We start from the raw sequence: 18,478 nt of genomic DNA on the forward strand, positions 1-18,478 counted from the left end.
GTCCTCGACGACGAGACCGTCGCGCAGCGCACCGCCCGACTCCTGAAGATCGCCGAAGACACCGCCATCGAGGGCCCCTAGTCGTCGCCCACCTCGACCACGTGCACCTGCACGCCGGTCGCCCGGATGGCCTCCAGCTGCCCCTTATCGGCCGTCGAATCCGTCACTAGATGGTCAATCTGGCTGAGCGGCACCATCTTTGCCAGCGTGACCTTGCCGATCTTCGAGCCGTCGACCGGCACGATGACCTGCTGCGCGTTGGCGGCCATCGCCATCGCCGTGCGGGCCTCCGCCTCGTCGAACGTCGTCGCGCCGACCTCCGCCGACATCCCGTCGGCGCCGAGCACCGCCGTCCCGACATTGACCACCTGAAACGCGTGCTCCGACATCGGCCCAACGGCCTCAAGCGAATTCGCGCGAACCACCCCGCCCGTCGCGATCACCTTCATGTGCGCGTCCACCGCGCAATCCGCCGCGATCGTCAGCGAATTCGTCACGATCGTCATCTGCGGGCGCCCCTTCAGCGATCGCGCCACCTCACCCGTCGTGATCCCGCCCGTCAACGCGACCGCCTGCGGACCCGCGGGCACCAACGCCGCCGCATGCTGGGCGATCCGCCGCTTGATCGCCACCGTGCGGTGATCGCGCAGCCGCACCGGAATCTCGCTGTCGCTGGAGTCGACCGCCCGCGCCCCGCCGTGTGTGCGGACCAGGAGCCCCTGCTCCTCGAGTTCGCTGAGATCGCGTCGCAGCGTCGCCGCCGACACCCCCAGCTCCTTGCGCAGCACCTGCGAGTCGACCTCGCCGCGCTGACGCAGCAGCGACAGCACTTCACGCATCCGATCGGTGCGCCTGACCGACATGGCGCCCATCTCCTCGAACTCAGGCCAAACGATCAGTTTTAGTGATCGCTTGACGGCTATCCATTGCGCACTATGAGCGAGCTTCTCATGATCGACGCATGTTTCACACGTCCGGCCGTCAGATGACCGCATGACACCGGTGGCCGCCCCGCAGGCGTCGCGACGGGTCAACTGGCTCGCCGACACCGTCAGCCGGCACAAGGCCGGCGCGCCCGTCGGGATCTACTCCGTTTGCTCGGCCCACCCCACCGTGGTCGAGGCGGCCATGCTGCAAGCGGCCGCCGACGACGGCTACGTGCTGATCGAAGCCACGTCGAACCAGGTCGACCAGTTCGGCGGCTACACCGGCTTGCGCCCGCCCGAGTTTCGCGACCTGGTGCACGGCATCGCCGACCAAACCGGCTTCCCACGCGACCGGGTCGTCCTCGGCGGCGACCACCTCGGCCCCAACCGCTGGCAACGCGAAACCGCCGCCACCGCAATGGAAAAGGCCGACAAGCTCATCGCTTCCTACGTCGAGGCCGGCTACGCCAAAATCCACCTCGACTGCTCGATGTCCTGCGCCGACGACCCCAAGGTCCTCGACGACGAGACCGTCGCGCAGCGCACCGCCCGACTCCTGAAGATCGCCGAAGACACCGCCCAGCGCGCCGGCGTCGGCGCACCGATGTACGTCATCGGCACCGAAGTGCCGACGCCCGGCGGCGCCCACGAGACCCTCGACGCTCTGACCCCGACCCCGGCCGACAGCGCCCGCAGGACGATCGAAGCCCACCGCAAAGCCTTCGCCGAGCACGGCCTCGACCACGTCTGGCCGCGCGTCATGGCGCTGGTCGTGCAGCCCGGCGTCGAGTTCGATCACCTCCACGTCATCGACTACCAGCGCGACGCCACCGCCGAACTGCGCCGCGTCCTCGACGACGAGGACCACCTGGTCTTTGAAGCGCACTCCACCGACTACCAGCGCCCCGCGCAATTGAGAGAGCTCGTCGAGGACCATTGGGCCATCCTGAAAGTCGGGCCAGGCCTGACCTTCGCAATGCGAGAGGCGCTGTTCGCGTTGGCGCACATCGAGAACGAACTGCTGCCGCGGCCGTCGCGCTCCAACCTGATCGAGGTCGTCGAGCGCACCATGCTCGCGAAACCCGAATACTGGCAGGGCTATTACGAGGGCGACCCGCTCACCCAGCGCACGGCCCGCCGTTACAGCTACAGCGACCGGCTGCGCTACTACTGGGCCGACGACACCGTCGACGCCGCGCGCCGTAACCTGCTGGAGAACCTCGACCGCACCGGCATCCCGATGCCGCTCATCAGCCAGTTCCTGCCCTACCAGTACGACCGGATCCGCGCCGGCGCGCTCGAACCTGACCCGCAAAGCCTGGTCATCGACCGCATCCGCGACGCGATGCGCCCGTACGCCCGCGCCTGCCTGACCACCGCAAACACCACCGGAGAGGCCGCATGACCGATTCCCTGCCCGCCCAGAAAGACGGCGGCGCAACGATTCTCGAGATCGGTCAGCAGCCCGACGTCTGGCGCGAGATCGCGCGCAGCACCGATCCCGCGCTCAAGCCGTTCGTTGATGACGTCGTCGCGCGCCCCGACCTCCGCGTCATCCTGACCGGCGCGGGCAGCTCCGCGTTCATCGGCGAGATCGCGTGCGCGACGCTGCGGCGTCATCTCGGCCGTCGGGTCGAGGCCATCCCGACCACCGACATCGTCGCCACCCCGCGCGACTTCCTGGAACCGCATACGCCGACGCTGATGGTGTCGTTCGGCCGCTCGGGCAACAGCCCGGAGAGCCTCGCCACCACCGAGCTTGCCGACGAAATCGTCGACGACGTCTGGCATCTGGTCTTCACCTGCGACCCCAGCGGCGCGCTCGGCAAAGCGCACGCCGGCCGGGACCGCTCGCGCGTGGTGTTCATGCCGGAACGCACCAACGACAGCGGATTCGCGATGACGTCGAGCCTGACGTCGATGCTGCTGACCTGCCTGCTGCTGCTCGGACCGGCCACCGCCGACGACGCCTACACGCTCGCGGCAGCGGCAGAGCACGTCGCGGACCTGCAGCCCGACATCAAGTCGCTCGCGCACGCCAAGAAGCAGCGGTTCGTCTATCTGGGCAGCGGGCCGCTGGCCGGCCTCGCGCGCGAATCCGCGTTGAAGATGCTCGAGCTGACCGCGGGCGACGTCGTCACCTACTTCGACTCGCCGCTCGGCTTCCGGCACGGGCCGAAGTCGGCACTCGACGCCGACACGCTCGCCGTCGTCTACGTCTCCACCGACCCGTACACCCGCCGCTACGACCTCGACATCATCACCGAGATCCGCGCGCAACTCGGGCAGGACGCCGTCGCGGTGCTCAGCACCGAACCTCTGCCCGAGTCCCACGGGCCTGCGATCGTCGTGCCGGGGCTCAAGGGTTTCGACGACGCGCTGGTCGCCCTGCCGTATCTGGTGTTCGCCCAATACCTGGCGCTGTTCACCGCGCTGGAGCACGGCAAGACGCCCGACAACCCATTCCCTTCGGGCGAGGTCAACCGCGTCGTCCAGGGCGTCACGATCTACCCGATGCCGCAGGAGCGCGACTGATGGCCAAGTATCTCGGAGTCGACGGCGGCGGGTCGAAGACGGCGCTGGCGCTCATCGACGACACCGGCCGGGTCCTCGCCCGCGCCACCGCGCCGACGTCGTACTACTTCAACGACGGCTTCGAGGTCGTGGAAAAGGCGCTGGCGCAGGGTGTTACAGACATCTGCGCGCAGGCAGGCATCACACCCGCCGACATCGACGCGGCGTTCTTCGGCCTGCCAGGCTATGGCGAGGCCAGCGGCGACATCGCGCAACTCGACGCCGTGCCGCGCGGCGTACTCGGCCACGACCGGTACAGCTGCAACAACGACATGGTGGCCGGCTGGGCCGGGTCGCTGGCCGGCGAGGACGGCATCAACGTCATCAGTGGCACCGGGTCGATGACCTACGGCGAACGCCACGGCGTCGGGCATCGTGTCGGCGGCTGGGGCGAGCTCTTCGGCGACGAGGGTTCGGCGTATTGGATTGCCACACAGGGGCTCAACGCGTTCACCCGGATGAGCGACGGCAGGCTGCCGCGCGGCCCGCTGCACGGGCTGCTCAAGGAGCGCCTGCAGGTCGCGGGCGACCTCGACGTCGTCAGTCTGGTGATCGACACGTGGAAGGGCAACCGCAGCAAGATCGCCGCGCTGGCCACCACCGTCTGCAAAGCCGCACGCGCCGGCGACGATCAGGCTCAGCGCATCCTGGTCGAAGCCGCGAACGAACTCGTCGAGCTCATCGAAACCACCCGCAGGCTCGTCGGGTTCACCGACGACGAGGTCGTGCCGGTGTCCTACTCCGGCGGCATGTTCTCCGACGACGCGTTTGTCGAGCTGTTCGTCACCGCGTTGAAGAACGCACCCGCCAAGTACGACCTGCGCCGGCCCCGGCTGGACCCGGCCGTCGGCGCCGCGCTGTACGCCGCCAAGCACAGCGGTCATCCGCTGAGTCCCGAAGCTGTGCAACAGCTTTCCGACAACCCGACGAGGTGAAGTCACGATGACTCCTACACCGACCGCAGCCACGGCACGCACCCGCAGTTGGATCTTCTACGCCGCGCTGCTCATTCTGTTCTGGGGCGTGTGGGGTGCGTTCTCCGCGCTGCCCGCGTCGTGGTACGGCTATCCCGACGAGATGATCTACAGCGTCTGGGCGCTGACGATGATCATCCCGGCCGCCGTCATCCTGCGCGGCCAACGCTGGGACCGCCGCCCCGCCGCGACGATCTACGGCCTGCTGATCGGGCTCACCGGCGCAGGCGGCCAGTTGATCCTGTTCCAGGCGTTGACGATGGGTCCGGCCTACCTCATCTTCCCGATCATCTCGATCTCGCCGGCGATCACTGTCCTGATGGCCATGGGGCTTCTGCGGGAACGGCTTTCGCTGCTCGCAGGCGTCGGCCTCGTGCTCGCGCTGACGGCCATCGTGCTGTTCACCATCACCGACAACGAGTCCGACGGGTCATCGGGCCCATGGCTGCTGCTGGCCGTCCTCATCTGCGTCGCGTGGGGCGTGCAGGCCTACTTCATGCGCAAGTCCGCGACGATCGGCGTCAACGAGGCCACCACCTTCGGATGGATGACGATCACCGCGCTGGCGCTGATTCCCGTCGCCCTGATCATGGTCGGCGGCCTGCCCACCGACTTCCCCTGGCAGGCACCGGCGTTGACGGCGGTGACTCAGGTGCTCAACGCCGTCGGCGCGCTGTTCCTGGTGATGGCGCTGGCCCGCGGCAAGGCCTCCATCGTCGCACCAACCACCAACGCCCTGGCGCCTGCGCTGACCGTCGTTATCTCGCTGGTCGCCTACCAGACCCTGCCCACCCCCTACGCCGCGATCGGCATCGTGCTGGCGCTGGTGGGCTCGACGCTGATGGTCTACGCCGACGAGAAACGCGGCGAAGCACTCACCGAAGCCGTCGTCACCGACGCGCTGGAAACCCCCGAAACCCGGACGGTGCAATGAAACCCACGGTCGTCATCATCGGCGCGGGCAGCGTCGAATTCACCCGCGAGCTGCTCGGCGACATCCTGTCGTTCCCCGAACTCGCCTCGATCCGGGTGGTGCTGCACGACATCGACGATGAGCGACTGCAGACCGCGGAGGCGATCGCCCGTGCCACCGCTCGCGCGGCCGGCGCCGAACCGGAACTGGTCGCAACGGGCGATCGCCGCCGCGCCCTCGACGGCGCGGACTACGTCATCAACGTCATCGCGGTCGGCGTGCACGAAGCCACCGTGCGCGACTTCGAGATACCCGCGCGCTACGGCCTGAACCAGACCATCGGCGACACGATCGGCATCGGCGGCATCTTCCGCGGCCTGCGCACCTTCCCGGTGCTGGCCGGCATTGCCCGCGACATGGCCGAGCTGTGCCCCGACGCGTGGCTGCTGAACTACACCAACCCGATGGCGATGAACATCTCGTACCTGCATGCGGTCGCGCCGCGACTGAAGGTGCTGGGCCTGTGCCACTCGGTGTACTGGACCATGGTCGGCCTGTGCGAGCTGATCGATGTGCCCTACGACGAGGTGTCCTATTGGTCGGCCGGCGTCAACCACCAGGCATGGGTGCTGCGGTGGGAACGCGCCGGCGAGAACCTCTACCCCTTGCTGGACGAGCGCATCGCCGCCGACCCGGAACTGCGCCGGCGTGTGCGCGTCGACATGTACCGGCGGCTGGGCTACTACCCCACCGAGACGAGCGAGCACAGCAGCGAATACGTGCCGTGGTATCTGCGCCATCCCGCCGAGGTGGAGCGGCTGCGGATCAACATCGGCGAGTACGTGTCGATCAGCGAGGCCAACCTCGCCGAATACCACCGGGTGCGAGACGAATTGGCGACCGCGCAGGAACTGCCCATCGACACCACCTCCACCGAGTACGCGCCGCAGGTGATCCACTCGCTGGAAACCGGGACACCGCGGGTCATCTCGGCCAACGTCGCCAACCAGGGTTTGATCACCAACCTGCCCGACGGGCTGGCCGTCGAGGTGCCGACGCTGCTGGACTCGCTGGGTGCACATCCCATGAGGGTGGGCGACCTGCCGCCGCAGTGCGCGGCGCTGAACCGGAACTTCCTCGGCCCCGTCGACCTCACCGTGCGCGCCGCCCTCGACGAGGACCCGCGGTTGATTCGCGCCGCGGCGATGGTCGATCCGAACACCGCCGCGACACTGACCGTCGACCAGATCTGGGAACTGTGCGACGAATTGACCACCGCGCACGGCGAATTGCTGCCCCCGTCGCTGCGCACCACCCTCGCCCCACCTATCGTCCACTAAGGAGTCCACCGTGATCCGACATCGGTTGTGCATCGCACTCATGGCCGTCCTCGCCTTGGTCCTCGCCGCATGCGGTGGCGGCGGTGGGGACGAATCGTCGTCCGGGCCCGCCGAGATCGTCGTGTGGCACGGCTACCAGGACACCGAAGGCGAAGTCTTCAAGAGCCTGATCGACCAGTACAACAAGGAGCATCCGGACGTCAAAGTGTCCGACCTGTACTCCTCCAACGACCTTGTGCTGCAGAAGGTTCTGACCGCGGTGCGCGGCAACAGCGCGCCGGACGTCGCCTACATGTTCGGCTCGTGGGCGCCGAACATCGCCAAGATCTCCTCACTGGTCGACATGACCGAGGAAGTGGCGAAACCGGACTGGCAGTGGGACGACTTCTATGAGGCCGAGCGCAAGGCGGCCACCGTCGACGACAAGGTCATCGGCGTGCCCGCGCTGGTGGACAACCTCGCGATCGTCTACAACAAGCAGCTCTTCGCCGAGGCCGGTATCGAGCCGCCGACGCCGAACTGGACGTGGGACGACTTCCGCGCGGCGGCCGCCAAGCTGACCGACCCCGCCAAGGGGCAGTACGGCTGGCTGATTCCCGCCGACGGCAGCGAAGACACTGTGTGGCACTGGATTCCGATGCTGTGGGAGGCCGGCGGCGACATCCTGAACTCCGACAACACCAAGGCCGCGTTCAACTCCGAGGCCGGCGTCAAGGCGTTGACGACGCTGCAGCAGATGGCCGTCGACGACAAGTCGCTGTATCTGGACACCACCAACGAGAACGGCCCGAAGCTGATGAACAGCGGCAAGATCGGCATGCTGGTCACCGGCCCGTGGGATCTCAGCCAGCTCTCCGACATCGAGTACGGCGTCCAGGTGATGCCCACCTACGCGGGGTCGACCGGCGGGCACCAGACCATCGCCGGGCCCGACAACTGGGTGGTGTTCGACAACGGTGACAAGCGCAAGCAGGCCGCCATCGACTTCGTGAAGTGGCTGTCGGCGCCCGAGCAGGTCAAGACGTTCTCGCTGCGCACCGGCGATCTGCCGATCCGCGCATCGGTCGGCGACGACAAGGCGGTGCTCGACGAGCTGAACAAGAACGTGCCCGGCACCGCGGAGTTCGTCGAGAACCTGAAGAATGTCCACAACGTCCGGCCACAGGTCGAGCAGTATCCGGCCGTGTCGGAGGCGCTGGGTCAGGCGATCGTGGCCGTCATGCTCGGCAAGGACCAGCCCAAGGCCGCCCTGGACAGCGCCGCCGCGGCCGCAGACGCGAAGCTGGCCGAGAAGTAGGGAGTCGATGCCTGCGATGCTTCGGCGGCTGAGCCGCACCGACACCGTTTCGGGATGGACGCTGGTGAGTCCGGCGGCCATCCTGATCGGTATCTTCGGCCTGCTGCCGGTGCTGATGTCGCTGCAGTTGTCGTTCCAGAAGTCCGATCTGCTCAGCGACAAGACGCCGTGGGTGGGCTTCGACAACTACCGCAAGCTGGCCGAGGATCCGGTGTTTCTCGAGGCGGTCAAGCACACGATCATCTACACGGCGTTGTTCGTGCCCGGCACGATGCTGGTCGGGTTGTTCATCGCCGCCGCGCTCAACCGGTCGGTGCGGTTCATCTCGGTGTACCGCACCGCGGCCTACATCACGATGGCGGTGTCGACGATCTCGCAGGGCATCATCTTCCTGTGGCTGACCGACCGCGACTACGGGCTGGTCAACGCGGCCCTGAACGCCGTGGGCGTTCCGTCGCAGCCATTTCTGGCGTCCCCGTCGCAGGCGCTGTACGTGATCGTCGCCATGACGATCTGGGGCTGGACGGGCTTCTCGGTGATCGTGTATCTGGCCGCGCTGCAGGGTGTTCCGGCCGAGCTGCATGAAGCCGCGGCGATCGACGGGGCCAGCGCGTTCACCCGGTTCCGTACCATCACCGTGCCGCTGCTGGGGCCCGCGAACCTGTTCCTCGTCGTGTGGCTGACGATCAACGCGCTGCAGCTGTTCGACGAGGTGTACGTCACCACACGCGGCGGGCCGCTGCGCGCCACCACCGTCATCGTCTACTACCTCTGGGACCGCGCCTTCGTACAGTTCGACGCCGGCTATGCCGCCGCGATGGCCTACGCGTTGTTCGTCGTCATCCTGGTGATCACCGCGGTGCAGTTCCGCATCGCCCGCAAGGTGGTGCACACATGACAACCACCCAACTGCCGCCTGTCGAAGAAACCGTTGCCCCGGTTGACTCGTCGCCTCCTCGGCGTCGTCTGCGTATGCCGTTCAGCCCGTGGCATCTGGTGCTGATCCCGCTGACGTTCCTGCTCATCATTCCGCTGCTGTGGATGCTCGTCACGTCACTGGAGACCGAAGGTGAGGCGAATCGCTTTCCGCCGGTGCTGATCCCCGAATCGCCGCGGTTCGCGAACTACTCCGATGCGTGGGCGGCGGCGCCGTTCGGGCACTTTTTCGTCAACAGCGCTGTCGTGACGCTGGTGGTGCTGGTCAGCAATCTGGCGGTCTGCAGCCTCGCCGGATATGCGTTCGCACGGGTCCGATTCCTCGGCCGCGGAGCGCTTTTCGTCACGCTGATGGCCACGCTGATGGTGCCGTTTCAGGTGACGATGATCCCGGTCTTCCTCATCGTCAAGTGGTTCGGCGACAACGTGTGGGAAGGGTTGGGCATCGACCACATCGGCGCGTTGATGCTGCCGAACCTCGCGACGGCGTTCGGCATCTTCTTCCTGCGGCAGTTCTTCCTGACCGTTCCCGTCGAGCTGGAGGAGGCCGCCCGCGTCGACGGCACCTCCCGCATCGGTGTGCTGTTCAAGATCGTGCTGCCGCTGTCGCTGCCCGCGCTGTCGACGCTGGCCGCGCTGACCGTCCTCACGTCGTGGAACGACTTCCTGTGGCCGCTGATCGTGATCACCTCGCAGGAGCAGATGACGGTTCCGTTGGGGCTCAGCTACTTCCAGGGTGCGCACCGGGTGAACTGGCCGCTGCTGATGGCGGCCAACGTGATGAGCCTGTTGCCGATGCTGCTGGTGTTCATCGGGGCGCAGCGCTACTTCGTGCAATCGGTGGCCAACACCGGACTGAAGGGTTGAGCATGGCGGAAGTCGAATTCCGAGACGTCACACGGCGTTATCCGGGCGGCGTGGTCGCCTTGAAGAACTTCGATCTGACCGTGGCCGACGGCGAGTTCCTGATCCTCGTCGGACCGTCGGGGTGCGGGAAGAGCACCGCGCTGCGGCTGCTGGCCGGGCTGGACAAGCCGACGTCGGGCTCGATCAGCATCGGCGGCCGTGTCGTCAACGGGCTGGCGCCGGGTGAGCGTGACATCGCGATGGTGTTCCAGAACTATGCGCTGTATCCGCACATGTCGGTGTACCGGAATCTGGCTTACGGTCTGCGGCAACGCAAGACGCCGCGCGCCGAGGTGGACCGGCGGGTACGCGAGACCGCCAAGCTGCTGGAGATCGACCAACTGCTGGACCGCAAACCCGGCCAGCTCTCCGGTGGGCAACGACAGCGCGTCGCGATGGGCCGCGCGCTGGTGCGTCAGCCGCAGGCGTTTCTGCTCGACGAGCCGCTGTCGAACCTCGACGCCAAACTGCGCAACCAGGTGCGCGGCGACCTAAAGCGGCTGCACCGCGAGGTTCCGGTCACGTCGATCTACGTCACGCATGACCAGGTCGAGGCGATGACGCTCGGCGACCGGTTGTGCGTGATGTCCGGTGGCGAAGTGCAGCAGATCGGCACCCCGGACGAGATCTACAACCGGCCGGCGAACACGTTCGTGGCCGCCTTCATGGGCAGCCCGCCGATGAACCTGATTGCGGGCTCGGTGCGCTCCGGCATTCTGCACGTCGGCGACGCGGTCGTGACGGCGGTGCCGACGCCGGACGGCCCGGTCACCGTCGGGGTGCGTCCGGAGCATTTCCGGTTGCACAGCACCTATGCGCAGGGCATGGTGCCTGCCCGGGTGGATTTCGTCGAACCGCTGGGCAGCCACGTGTTGGTGACGGCGCTGGTGTCCGTCGGCGACGATTCGACGCGGGTGGTGATCCAGGCGCCGGCCGGGACCGATTTCGAGACGGGCACTCGTATCGGGCTTGAAATGCCGCCGGAGCGAACGTATTTCTTCGACGCCGAAACCGGCAAGGTGCGGCCGAGCCGCGAGCGCATCTCTTTGTGAGCTACATGCGGGCGTAGCGGGCCAGCACGAAACAGTACAACCCGTAGGCGGCGAAACCCGCTGCCGCCGCCGCGAGGACAGCCGGCCCCAATGCCGTTTGGCCGAGTGCCTTGACCGCTCCGTCCAGCCCCGTGGCTCTGGCGGGGTCGCTGCGGTAGGTCGCCACGATCACCGAGAGTCCCGCGGCGGCGAGCACCGATCCCTCCGCGACGTGCCCGCAGACGCCGAGGAACGTGACCGCGGGCCCGCACGGCGCATTGAGGTCGTTGAGGAAGTTCCGCGACGCACCCTTGTAGGCGAAGTAGACGCCGATCGCGGTGACGATCAACCCGATGATGACGAGAACGGCTCTGCCGCCGTCAGATTGCATCAATCGCGCGCTCAGGCCAGCGGCCTCCTGGCTGCCCTTGCGGCTTCCGCCCATTGCGAACTGGATGGCGGTGATGGCGATGGCCGTGTAGACCGCCGCCAATCCGAAGGCCTTGAGCCTGTTGATCATTGGTGTGTCCCGGTGGTGTGCGTCGGTGCATTCGCCGGGATGCAGACCCAGCAGGGTCTCGGCCAGCCGCCACAGCGCGAGGGCGATGAGGCCGAACGCCACCACCCAGAGGGCGATGCGACCGCCTCGCTGAGCGGCCAGCGTCGCCAGCGCGCCCGTCTGATCGGCTTCGCCGCGGACTCCGAGTGCTATCCCGAGGATGATGTAGGCGATCAGCAGATGCAGCACCCCGTTGACCGGGTATCCGACGCGGGCCAGGATTTCCAGGGCGCGGTTGTCGGTGGCCTGATCGACAGCGCCCTTGAACGTCGATGCGGCGCTCATGCCGCGTGCCGCCGTGTCATCTCAGGCGGTTACCCGAGGCGTGCGCTGGGGAAACAGCCGCTCCGCCGAGATCGACGAAATGGCGCGATCCACTCGAACAAATGCGCCCAAATGTCGGTTTGGGCGTGGCGAGTGATCTTGGGCGTTGCGAGTGATATTGGGCGTTGCGAGTGATCTTGGGCGTGGCGAGTGATTTAGGCCAGTCCATCGATGATGTCGGCCACCGCGCGGGTCGGGTTCGGGTCGTTCCACGCCGGCTCGAGCACGCTGCTGGGGGTGTTCTGTACACCGGGTTGGGGTTCGACGAGATGGCGGCGCATCATCGCGAGGCGGCGCGCCGTCTCCTCCGGATCGTCGCGGCGACGGAACCACTCCGTGTTCGCCTTGTCGATGGCGTCCTGTTCCGTGGCGCCGGTGACGACCCAGCCGCCGCTGGCGAACCATGCACGCCAGGTGCCGTCGCTGAACTGTTCGGTCTGCGGAGTGAAGCGCCACACCCAGCCCACCCGCGGGTCGTCGTCTTCGAGTTCGATGGGTGGTCGCGGCTTGTTGCGCACAATTTCGTCGGCGTCCTCGCCGATTTCGATGGCGTGCGCGACGGCGCGGTCGCGCGCTTCGTCCTCGCTGTCGCCGGTGACCGACCAGTCGCGGCCAGGAACGCCGGCCTGCCATGTGCCGTCAGGCTTCTGCGTCGTCTCAACAACTAGGCGCCAGATCTGCTGCTTCTCAACTTCATTCATCTACGCCACCCCCGATGCGTCAAAAGGTGAACCGAATGCGTAGGGGCCGCTTCCGATGTCGAACCCCTCACACCACCAGAAATCGGGGCGAGCACTCGGATGACAGTAGACCAAGTTCGGCGTCTCCGGAAGTGGTAGTGAACCGGTATATCCGGCAAGCAATGTCTGCGGCCATTCATCCGTCTGATCTGCTGGAAACCAGAGGTGTTGCAGTCCAGCGGCGGCGGCCGTCAGTTCGCGCGCCACTTTCTCATCCGTGGCGGCCAGCACGTGGGCGGACCTCCATATGCTCCGCGCGTACGCTTCGGCCTGCACCTCCTGCAGGTCGGCACCGGGTGAGGCTGCGATGTAGGTAACGGACAGATCGTCCTCGACTTGCAAGCCGGCGGTGCGTGCTTGTGCGACCCTCTGAAGCGCTTCTTGCTGCGCGTCGCGTATCTCGGCTGCTCCCCTGCGAGCAACTGCCGCCGCCTCCTTCAGGCGATCGGCAGCGTCGACAACGACGCGATGGTCAAGATCAAGCCGCTGGGTGGCCGCATCTGCGGCTGCCCCTTGCCAGTGGAAGTCCGTGGCCGAGACTGCTTGCAACACAGTCGTTAAGGAGTTCTGCCACCTCTGTGCCTGCGCCACCCACGCATCGGCGGCCACATCCAATCGCGCAACATCCCAGTCACGGAGTTGGCCGAGCGTTGGCAGCGCGGTGGAGGCCCGTACGGTCATATGGCAGTTGCCTCCGCGCCCACAGCCTCCATCCGGTCCCGAGACCCGTCATCGGACATCACAAGTCGCGTCGCTGCCTTTACAACGGCGTGCCCCGTCGTGCGCAACCGCACACTGATGAGGTTTTCGGCTCGGCTTGCCATCGCCGAAACGTCGCTGACTGCACCTGTCGTCGCTTGAAAGATCGGTCCAGCGGGCGGTTCCGGACGACCCGTACTCAGGGCACCGGCCTCTTGCTGACACACGGCTCCCAAGCTGAACAAGTGCTCGGCATCAACCTTGATCGAACCCATTGCTCGACTGTAAGGCGGACTCAGGACACGGTTTTGCACCAATTTGTGCCCGCCTCAGAGCGACGCGGCGCCGACAAACGACGCGGACCCCGAATTCCGGCCTCAGTCCGCCGCGCGCTGTACCCGCCGCGCCACCGTCTCCTCGAGCAGCTCGCGCAATGCGGGCACCTCTTCGAGCAAGCGGTGCAAATCGTCGCGATCGATGTGCAATACCTCGGCGCGCCCGGTCGTCGTCACCGTCGCGGCGCGCAACTTGCCTTGCTTGAGCGCCGATTCGCCGATCACCTCACCAGGGCCCACGGTTGCGATGCGGTTCTGCCCGACGAACACCCCGGCCTCGCCGCTGAGCAGGATGTAGCAGGCGTCCGACACGGTCTGCTCGCGAATCAGCGGCCACGGGCCCGACGTCGACGTCCGATGGGCCGCCTTGACGAGACGCCTCAGATCGTTCTCGGAGAACTTCGAAAAGGCCTCGAACTCGCGCAGCCGCTCGACGTCCTCTTGTTGTTCCTTGCTGATGGCCACGGCTTTCTCGCGCGCGATCTGGCGCTCGCTCATACTGGTCTCCCCGGTTGCCGGTGTGCTCCGTATCGGGAGCGTAGCGAGAAACGGCTTCCCATCAGGGCGAACCGCAAAACCTGGCCGGCAGCGCGGCGCCGTGCGGGTTACGGCGTCAGCGTCGGCGTGATCACCGTTTCGCCGCCACTTGAGCTCGAGCCGCCGCCATATGACCCGCTTCCGGAACTCGAATCCCCGCCATACGACCCGCTTCCGGAACTCGAATCCCCGCCATACGACCCACTACTTCCCGAACTCGAATCCCCGCCATACGACCCGCTTCCCGACGACGGCAATTCCGGGATGACCGGCGCGGGCTCGGGAGCCACGGGGGCCGGGGCCGGTGCAGGCGCTGGCGCTGGCGCCGGTGCGGGTGCGGGTGCTACCGCCGGCGGCTTGTAGTCCGGGTCCGGCGCAGGCTGAGGTGCCGGCTTGGGCGCTGGTGCCGGTTGCGGCGCCGGCTCGGGTGCAGGCTTGGGCGCGGGTTTGGGTGCCGGCTTCGGCTCGGGCTTGGGCTGCGGCTGCGGCTCCGGTTCTGGCTCAGGTTCCGGTTGGGGTTCAGGCTCTGGCTCGGGCTCCGGTTCCGGCTCGGGCTGCGGCTGCGGCGCGGGCTTCGTCGGTGACGTCGGTGACGTCGGCGTCGGCCACGGGAACGTCGGGAATTGATTCCACGGCGGGATCACCACCGGCGGCAGCTCCACCGGCGGGATCTGCACTGGCGGCACCTGCACGGGCGGAACCTGCGGTGCTGGAGCGCCGGGCACGGGTGCCGGCGGCGCCACGGGCGGTGCCTGCGGCGGCGGCACGTTGACCGGTGCGGGGACGGGATTGCGCACGCGCGGCAGCACCGGTGCTGCCGGCTGCGGCGACACCACCGCCGCCGGCAATGCCACCGGATCGGGCTCGTGCGGCACCGGCGGCAGATACCGGCCCGGCACCGTGTCCGACTGCGCCGGCGGCATCGGCTGCGCCGAGACGTCGGCGACCGGCCGGATGTTGACCGCGACCGCGACCGCCAGCGTCGCGAAGCTGATCGTCACGAACGCCATCGCACTGCCCAACAGCAACGTCCGCGGTGGCGGCGGCGCGATCACCGAGGTGTAGGCCGCTTCGTCCTCCTGCTCCGGAACGAACTCCTCGAGCGATTCGACGGGCATCTCGTAGTAGTTCGGCTCCTCCTGCGAGTAGGCCAGATTCGGGCCGACCACGCCGTCGCCGGCCGTCGGCGCCGCAGCCGTCGTCTCCCCAGCGGTCGGAGCCATCTGCGTCGCCTCACCAGCGGCCGGCGCCATCTGCGTCGCATCACCAGCAGCCGGGGCCATCTGCGTGGCGTCAGCAGCCACGGGCCCCATCGCCGTCGCCGCGTCCGCCGGATACAACGCGGGCGAGCTTGCCGTCTGCGCCGCGCCCCTGGCCACAGCGAAACCGGGATCCGGCGGCACCTCCACCGGCATCGTCGAACGAAGCTCAGCCGCAACAGAATCCAGATCCAGTCGCTGGCCCACCAACATGACCCGGGTGGCAGCCTCGGGCACCTGCTGCAGCACCGTCGCGGCCGCAACGGCCGCACCCGCGGTACCGATCGGCGCCGTCGCGAGCACCGACGTCGACTCCGCGTCCTCATCGACCACCGTCAGCGCCGCCGTGTCGTCGGCGGCCAACAGCAGCGCGGCATCCGCACCCGCACTGCGGGCCAACGCCGCGGCCGCTTCGGCCTCGGTCACCACCTCGACGTTGGGCACACCGGCGTCGGCAACCCTCTGGCGCAGGGTGTCGGCCTGTGACTCGTCGGGCAGGCAAAGCCGCGTCGCGGCCACCTGGCTACCCGACTCCGCGACCGAACGCCAGGTGCCGACGATCGTCTCGGCAAGATCGGTGAGCCCGTCATCGGCGAGGTCGAGGGCGTACTGGTCGAGCACTTCAGCGCCCCTGGCGGAGGGCCCGATCAGCGCCAATCGCGCAACCGGTCCTGCGACCGCCACTCCGAGGACTACGTCCACCGATCCACTCCGCTCCTGCCTCGCAACGCTGCCAAGCTACCGTCGACATTATTTTGCTTGTCTACGGAAGCAAAAATGAGCACGCTGGGGTGGACACCCCTGACTCACTCAAGAAAGGGATCGCTACGTGAGCGACCAGCGTTACGACGCGGCAACCGCCACGGTGCACACCACCGCCGCGGGCGTCGTCACCCGGTCGCCGCGAGTCGGCTACGTCCCCGCGCGCGCCAACATCCTGCGCGACGGCGTCGCCGTGGCGCTGCTCGTCGTCGCGCTGCTGCTGCCGTGGAACCTCGACTTCGGCCTCGGCATCCCCGGCACCGACGGCGCACTGGTCGCCGTGATCGCCGTCATCACGGTGCTGTCCGTCTTGGCCGCGCTCACGCCGCACGTCGGCCCGTTCCGGCTCACCCGCCCCGGCCAGGATGTCGGGCGCGTCACCCGCGTCCGGTTGCTGCTCGGCATCGCCTACCCCATCGTCGCGATCGGCTTCGTGGCGTATCAGGTGCTGGAGACCGAGCGCGTCGGCGGAACCGGCCTCGTGCCGCCGGGCATCGGGCCCGGCCTGCTGCTGGGCATTGGGGGCGCTCTGCTCGCAGCGCAGCCGCCGATCACCGGCATCACCATGCAGGACAACGGGTTTCGGCGCTGGTATGCGGCCGCGCGGGTACTGGGTGTGGTGTCGATCGCGCTCGCAACGTTATCGGTCGCCTACAACGTGTACTGGCGGCTGCGCTACTTGTTCGTCGCCAACGGCCAATTCGGTGAACAGGACGTCGCCACCATCCTCATCACGCTGCTGTACGGCGCGGTGGCGATGACCGCATTGGTCATCGCGTCACGCTGGCTCATCGAGAAGACCGCCGCGGCGCGGCTGGCCACCACCGCAATCGGCGTCTCGGGCGCGCTGGCGGCCACGCTGGTGTGGATCCTGCCCATTGGCCGCGACATCGACGCCTTCCACGGCATCGCGCAGAACACCTCGACGGCCGCCGTCGGCTACGAGGGCTATCTGTTCTGGGCGGCCGCCGCCGCTGTCGTCGCGCCGACGACGCTCTACGCCATCTTCTCGATCAAGCCGCCGACACTGGGCGCCTACCGCTCCGCGGCGGAGAAGTGCGTCACGCTCATCGCGTTCTGGTCGTTCGCCGCGGCCGGGCTGCGCATCCTCGACTATCTGATCGCCCTGTTGCTCGATCTGCATCGCGCCTCCTACGACACCGTCGCGATGACGGTGTTCAACGTGATCACCGGGTTCATCGCGCGGTGGGTGCACCGCCAACTCGTCAAGGGCGAAGGGATGTTGACGGTGATCGCCGCGTTCAGCGGCGTGCTGTTCGTCTTCACCGTCGCCAACCTCGCGATCGGCGTTGCGCTCGCCCCGCGCTACGCCGCGCCGTCGCCCACCGGCACCTACGGCAACAACCTGGCCCAGCAGATCACCAGCACGTTCGACGTGACGGTCTGCCTGCTGAGTCTCGCCGTGCTGGCCGTCACGCTGTTCACCGGTCCGCTGGCGGGCCTGCTGATCCGACGCCGCGAAGCGCGCGCCGCCGCGCCCGCAACCCCGCCGCCGGCCAGTACACCACCGGCAACACCGCAACCCTCCGCACCGCCGACCATCGCCCGCCCCGCGCAGCCGAGGCCCACGCCGAGAATCGTTCGGCTGAAAGAGGATTCGACGACGGCACTGTCGCAGCCGCCGACGGAGGCGATCGCCGCGCCGACCACCGCGCTGCACATCCTGCGTCGCGCACCGGAATCCGACAGGACGACCGCGCTGCCGACACCGCCGGACGCCGACGACTAGCCTCTCGGGCGTGCACGATTCGCTTTGGACCGCAGCAACCCGTCACCTGTTTCTCGACGCCGTCCGCGACGGCACCATCACCGACGAGGCGTTCAACCGCTGGCTCGTCCAGGACGCGCTGTTCGTCGCCGACCTGCTGACCTTCCAGGCCAGGCTGCTCGCGCGGGCGCCCCGGCCCGCGCAATCCGTCCTCGTCAACGGATGCGCCGCGCTGGTCGCCGAGCTCGACTGGTTCGAAGAGCAGGCGTCGCGCCGCGGACTCGACCTCGACACGGCCCCGCTGCCCGCCACCCTCGCCTACCGCGAACTCCTGCACCGGCTCGACTCCGCGCCCGCCGATGAGGCGCTCACCGCGCTGTGGGTGATCGAGCGGGTGTACCTGCTGGCGTGGTCGGGCGCCAAGTCCGACGATTCACCGTTCGCGGAGTTCATCGAACACTGGTCCACGCCCGAATTCGCCGAGTACGTCGACGGCCTCGAACGGCTCGCCGACCCCGAACGTCATCAACAGATCGTGGCCGACGTGCTCGAGCACGAGATCGACTTCTGGGACATGGCGCTGCCCCGCACCCGCGACTGAAATTACGGCGGCGGGGGGGGGGGGGCAGCGCCATGT

17 protein-coding genes are annotated in these 18,478 nt (G+C 67.7%); 11 read left to right on the plus strand and 6 right to left on the minus strand.

The window, feature by feature from the left end; all coding sequences use genetic code 11:
• Positions 1–77 precede the first annotated feature (77 nt).
• A complete protein-coding gene (locus tag CQY20_RS29945) occupies positions 78–863 on the minus strand; it encodes a DeoR/GlpR family DNA-binding transcription regulator (RefSeq protein WP_097944413.1) in 786 nt (261 codons plus the stop codon).
• A 130-nt stretch (positions 864–993) separates the two neighbouring features.
• Here CQY20_RS29945 and CQY20_RS29950 point away from each other — a divergent pair, with 130 nt between their 5' ends.
• From CQY20_RS29950 to CQY20_RS29990, 9 genes are read left to right on the plus strand one after another with little or no spacing between them, the layout of a single operon-like run.
• Positions 994–2,331, plus strand: a complete 1,338-nt coding sequence (locus tag CQY20_RS29950) for a D-tagatose-bisphosphate aldolase, class II, non-catalytic subunit (protein WP_097944374.1) — start codon at positions 994–996, stop codon at positions 2,329–2,331.
• On the plus strand, positions 2,328–3,461 hold the full coding sequence (locus CQY20_RS29955; RefSeq protein ID WP_097944376.1) for an SIS domain-containing protein: 1,134 nt from the start codon (positions 2,328–2,330) through the stop codon (positions 3,459–3,461). Before CQY20_RS29950 ends, CQY20_RS29955 begins: the two co-directional genes overlap by 4 nt.
• Entirely contained in the window at positions 3,461–4,435 is a 975-nt protein-coding gene (locus CQY20_RS29960) for an N-acetylglucosamine kinase (protein ID WP_097944378.1), read from the plus strand. The genes CQY20_RS29955 and CQY20_RS29960 overlap by 1 nt, the downstream gene beginning before the upstream one ends.
• Positions 4,436–4,442: 7 nt before the next feature.
• Entirely contained in the window at positions 4,443–5,408 is a 966-nt protein-coding gene (locus CQY20_RS29965; RefSeq protein ID WP_097944380.1) for a DMT family transporter, read from the plus strand.
• On the plus strand, positions 5,405–6,727 hold the full coding sequence (gene melA / locus CQY20_RS29970) for an alpha-galactosidase (RefSeq protein WP_097944382.1): 1,323 nt from the start codon (positions 5,405–5,407) through the stop codon (positions 6,725–6,727). The genes CQY20_RS29965 and melA overlap by 4 nt, the downstream gene beginning before the upstream one ends.
• 10 nt (positions 6,728–6,737) lie before the next feature.
• Entirely contained in the window at positions 6,738–8,024 is a 1,287-nt protein-coding gene (locus CQY20_RS29975) for an ABC transporter substrate-binding protein (RefSeq protein ID WP_097944384.1), read from the plus strand.
• Between the two features lie 7 nt (positions 8,025–8,031).
• Positions 8,032–8,922, plus strand: coding sequence for a carbohydrate ABC transporter permease (locus CQY20_RS29980; protein WP_097944386.1), 891 nt, complete (start codon positions 8,032–8,034; stop codon positions 8,920–8,922).
• Positions 8,919–9,827: a carbohydrate ABC transporter permease gene (locus CQY20_RS29985; protein ID WP_097944388.1), complete on the plus strand. Its 909-nt coding sequence runs from the start codon at positions 8,919–8,921 to the stop codon at positions 9,825–9,827. Before CQY20_RS29980 ends, CQY20_RS29985 begins: the two co-directional genes overlap by 4 nt.
• A gap of 2 nt (positions 9,828–9,829) precedes the next feature.
• The gene (locus tag CQY20_RS29990) at positions 9,830–10,918 is read left to right on the plus strand and encodes an ABC transporter ATP-binding protein (RefSeq protein ID WP_097944390.1); all 1,089 of its coding nucleotides are present in this window, start codon (positions 9,830–9,832) and stop codon (positions 10,916–10,918) included.
• 1 nt (position 10,919) lies between these two features.
• On the opposite strand, the gene CQY20_RS29995 is transcribed toward CQY20_RS29990, so the two are convergent.
• The 5 genes from CQY20_RS29995 to CQY20_RS34630 form a co-directional block, all read right to left on the minus strand.
• Positions 10,920–11,741, minus strand: coding sequence for a DUF1206 domain-containing protein (locus CQY20_RS29995; protein WP_097944392.1), 822 nt, complete (start codon positions 11,739–11,741; stop codon positions 10,920–10,922).
• Positions 11,742–11,935: 194 nt separating this feature from the next.
• Entirely contained in the window at positions 11,936–12,481 is a 546-nt protein-coding gene (locus tag CQY20_RS30000) for a hypothetical protein (protein WP_097944394.1), read from the minus strand.
• Positions 12,482–13,201, minus strand: a complete 720-nt coding sequence (locus CQY20_RS30005; RefSeq protein ID WP_097944396.1) for a hypothetical protein — start codon at positions 13,199–13,201, stop codon at positions 12,482–12,484.
• 395 nt (positions 13,202–13,596) lie between these two features.
• A complete protein-coding gene (locus CQY20_RS30015; protein WP_097944400.1) occupies positions 13,597–14,052 on the minus strand; it encodes a cyclic nucleotide-binding domain-containing protein in 456 nt (151 codons plus the stop codon).
• 107 nt (positions 14,053–14,159) lie between these two features.
• On the minus strand, positions 14,160–16,052 hold the full coding sequence (locus tag CQY20_RS34630) for a DUF7159 family protein (RefSeq protein WP_133119163.1): 1,893 nt from the start codon (positions 16,050–16,052) through the stop codon (positions 14,160–14,162).
• A gap of 127 nt (positions 16,053–16,179) precedes the next feature.
• Between CQY20_RS34630 and CQY20_RS30040 the strand changes: the two genes are divergently transcribed.
• The gene (locus tag CQY20_RS30040; protein ID WP_097944410.1) at positions 16,180–17,862 is read left to right on the plus strand and encodes a DUF7937 domain-containing protein; all 1,683 of its coding nucleotides are present in this window, start codon (positions 16,180–16,182) and stop codon (positions 17,860–17,862) included.
• 10 nt (positions 17,863–17,872) lie between these two features.
• Entirely contained in the window at positions 17,873–18,442 is a 570-nt protein-coding gene (locus CQY20_RS30045; protein WP_097944411.1) for a TenA family protein, read from the plus strand.
• The last annotated feature ends 36 nt before the right edge of the window (positions 18,443–18,478 follow it).

Source organism: Mycolicibacterium agri, assembly GCF_002553505.1.
Lineage (GTDB): Bacteria > Actinomycetota > Actinomycetes > Mycobacteriales > Mycobacteriaceae > Mycobacterium > Mycobacterium agri.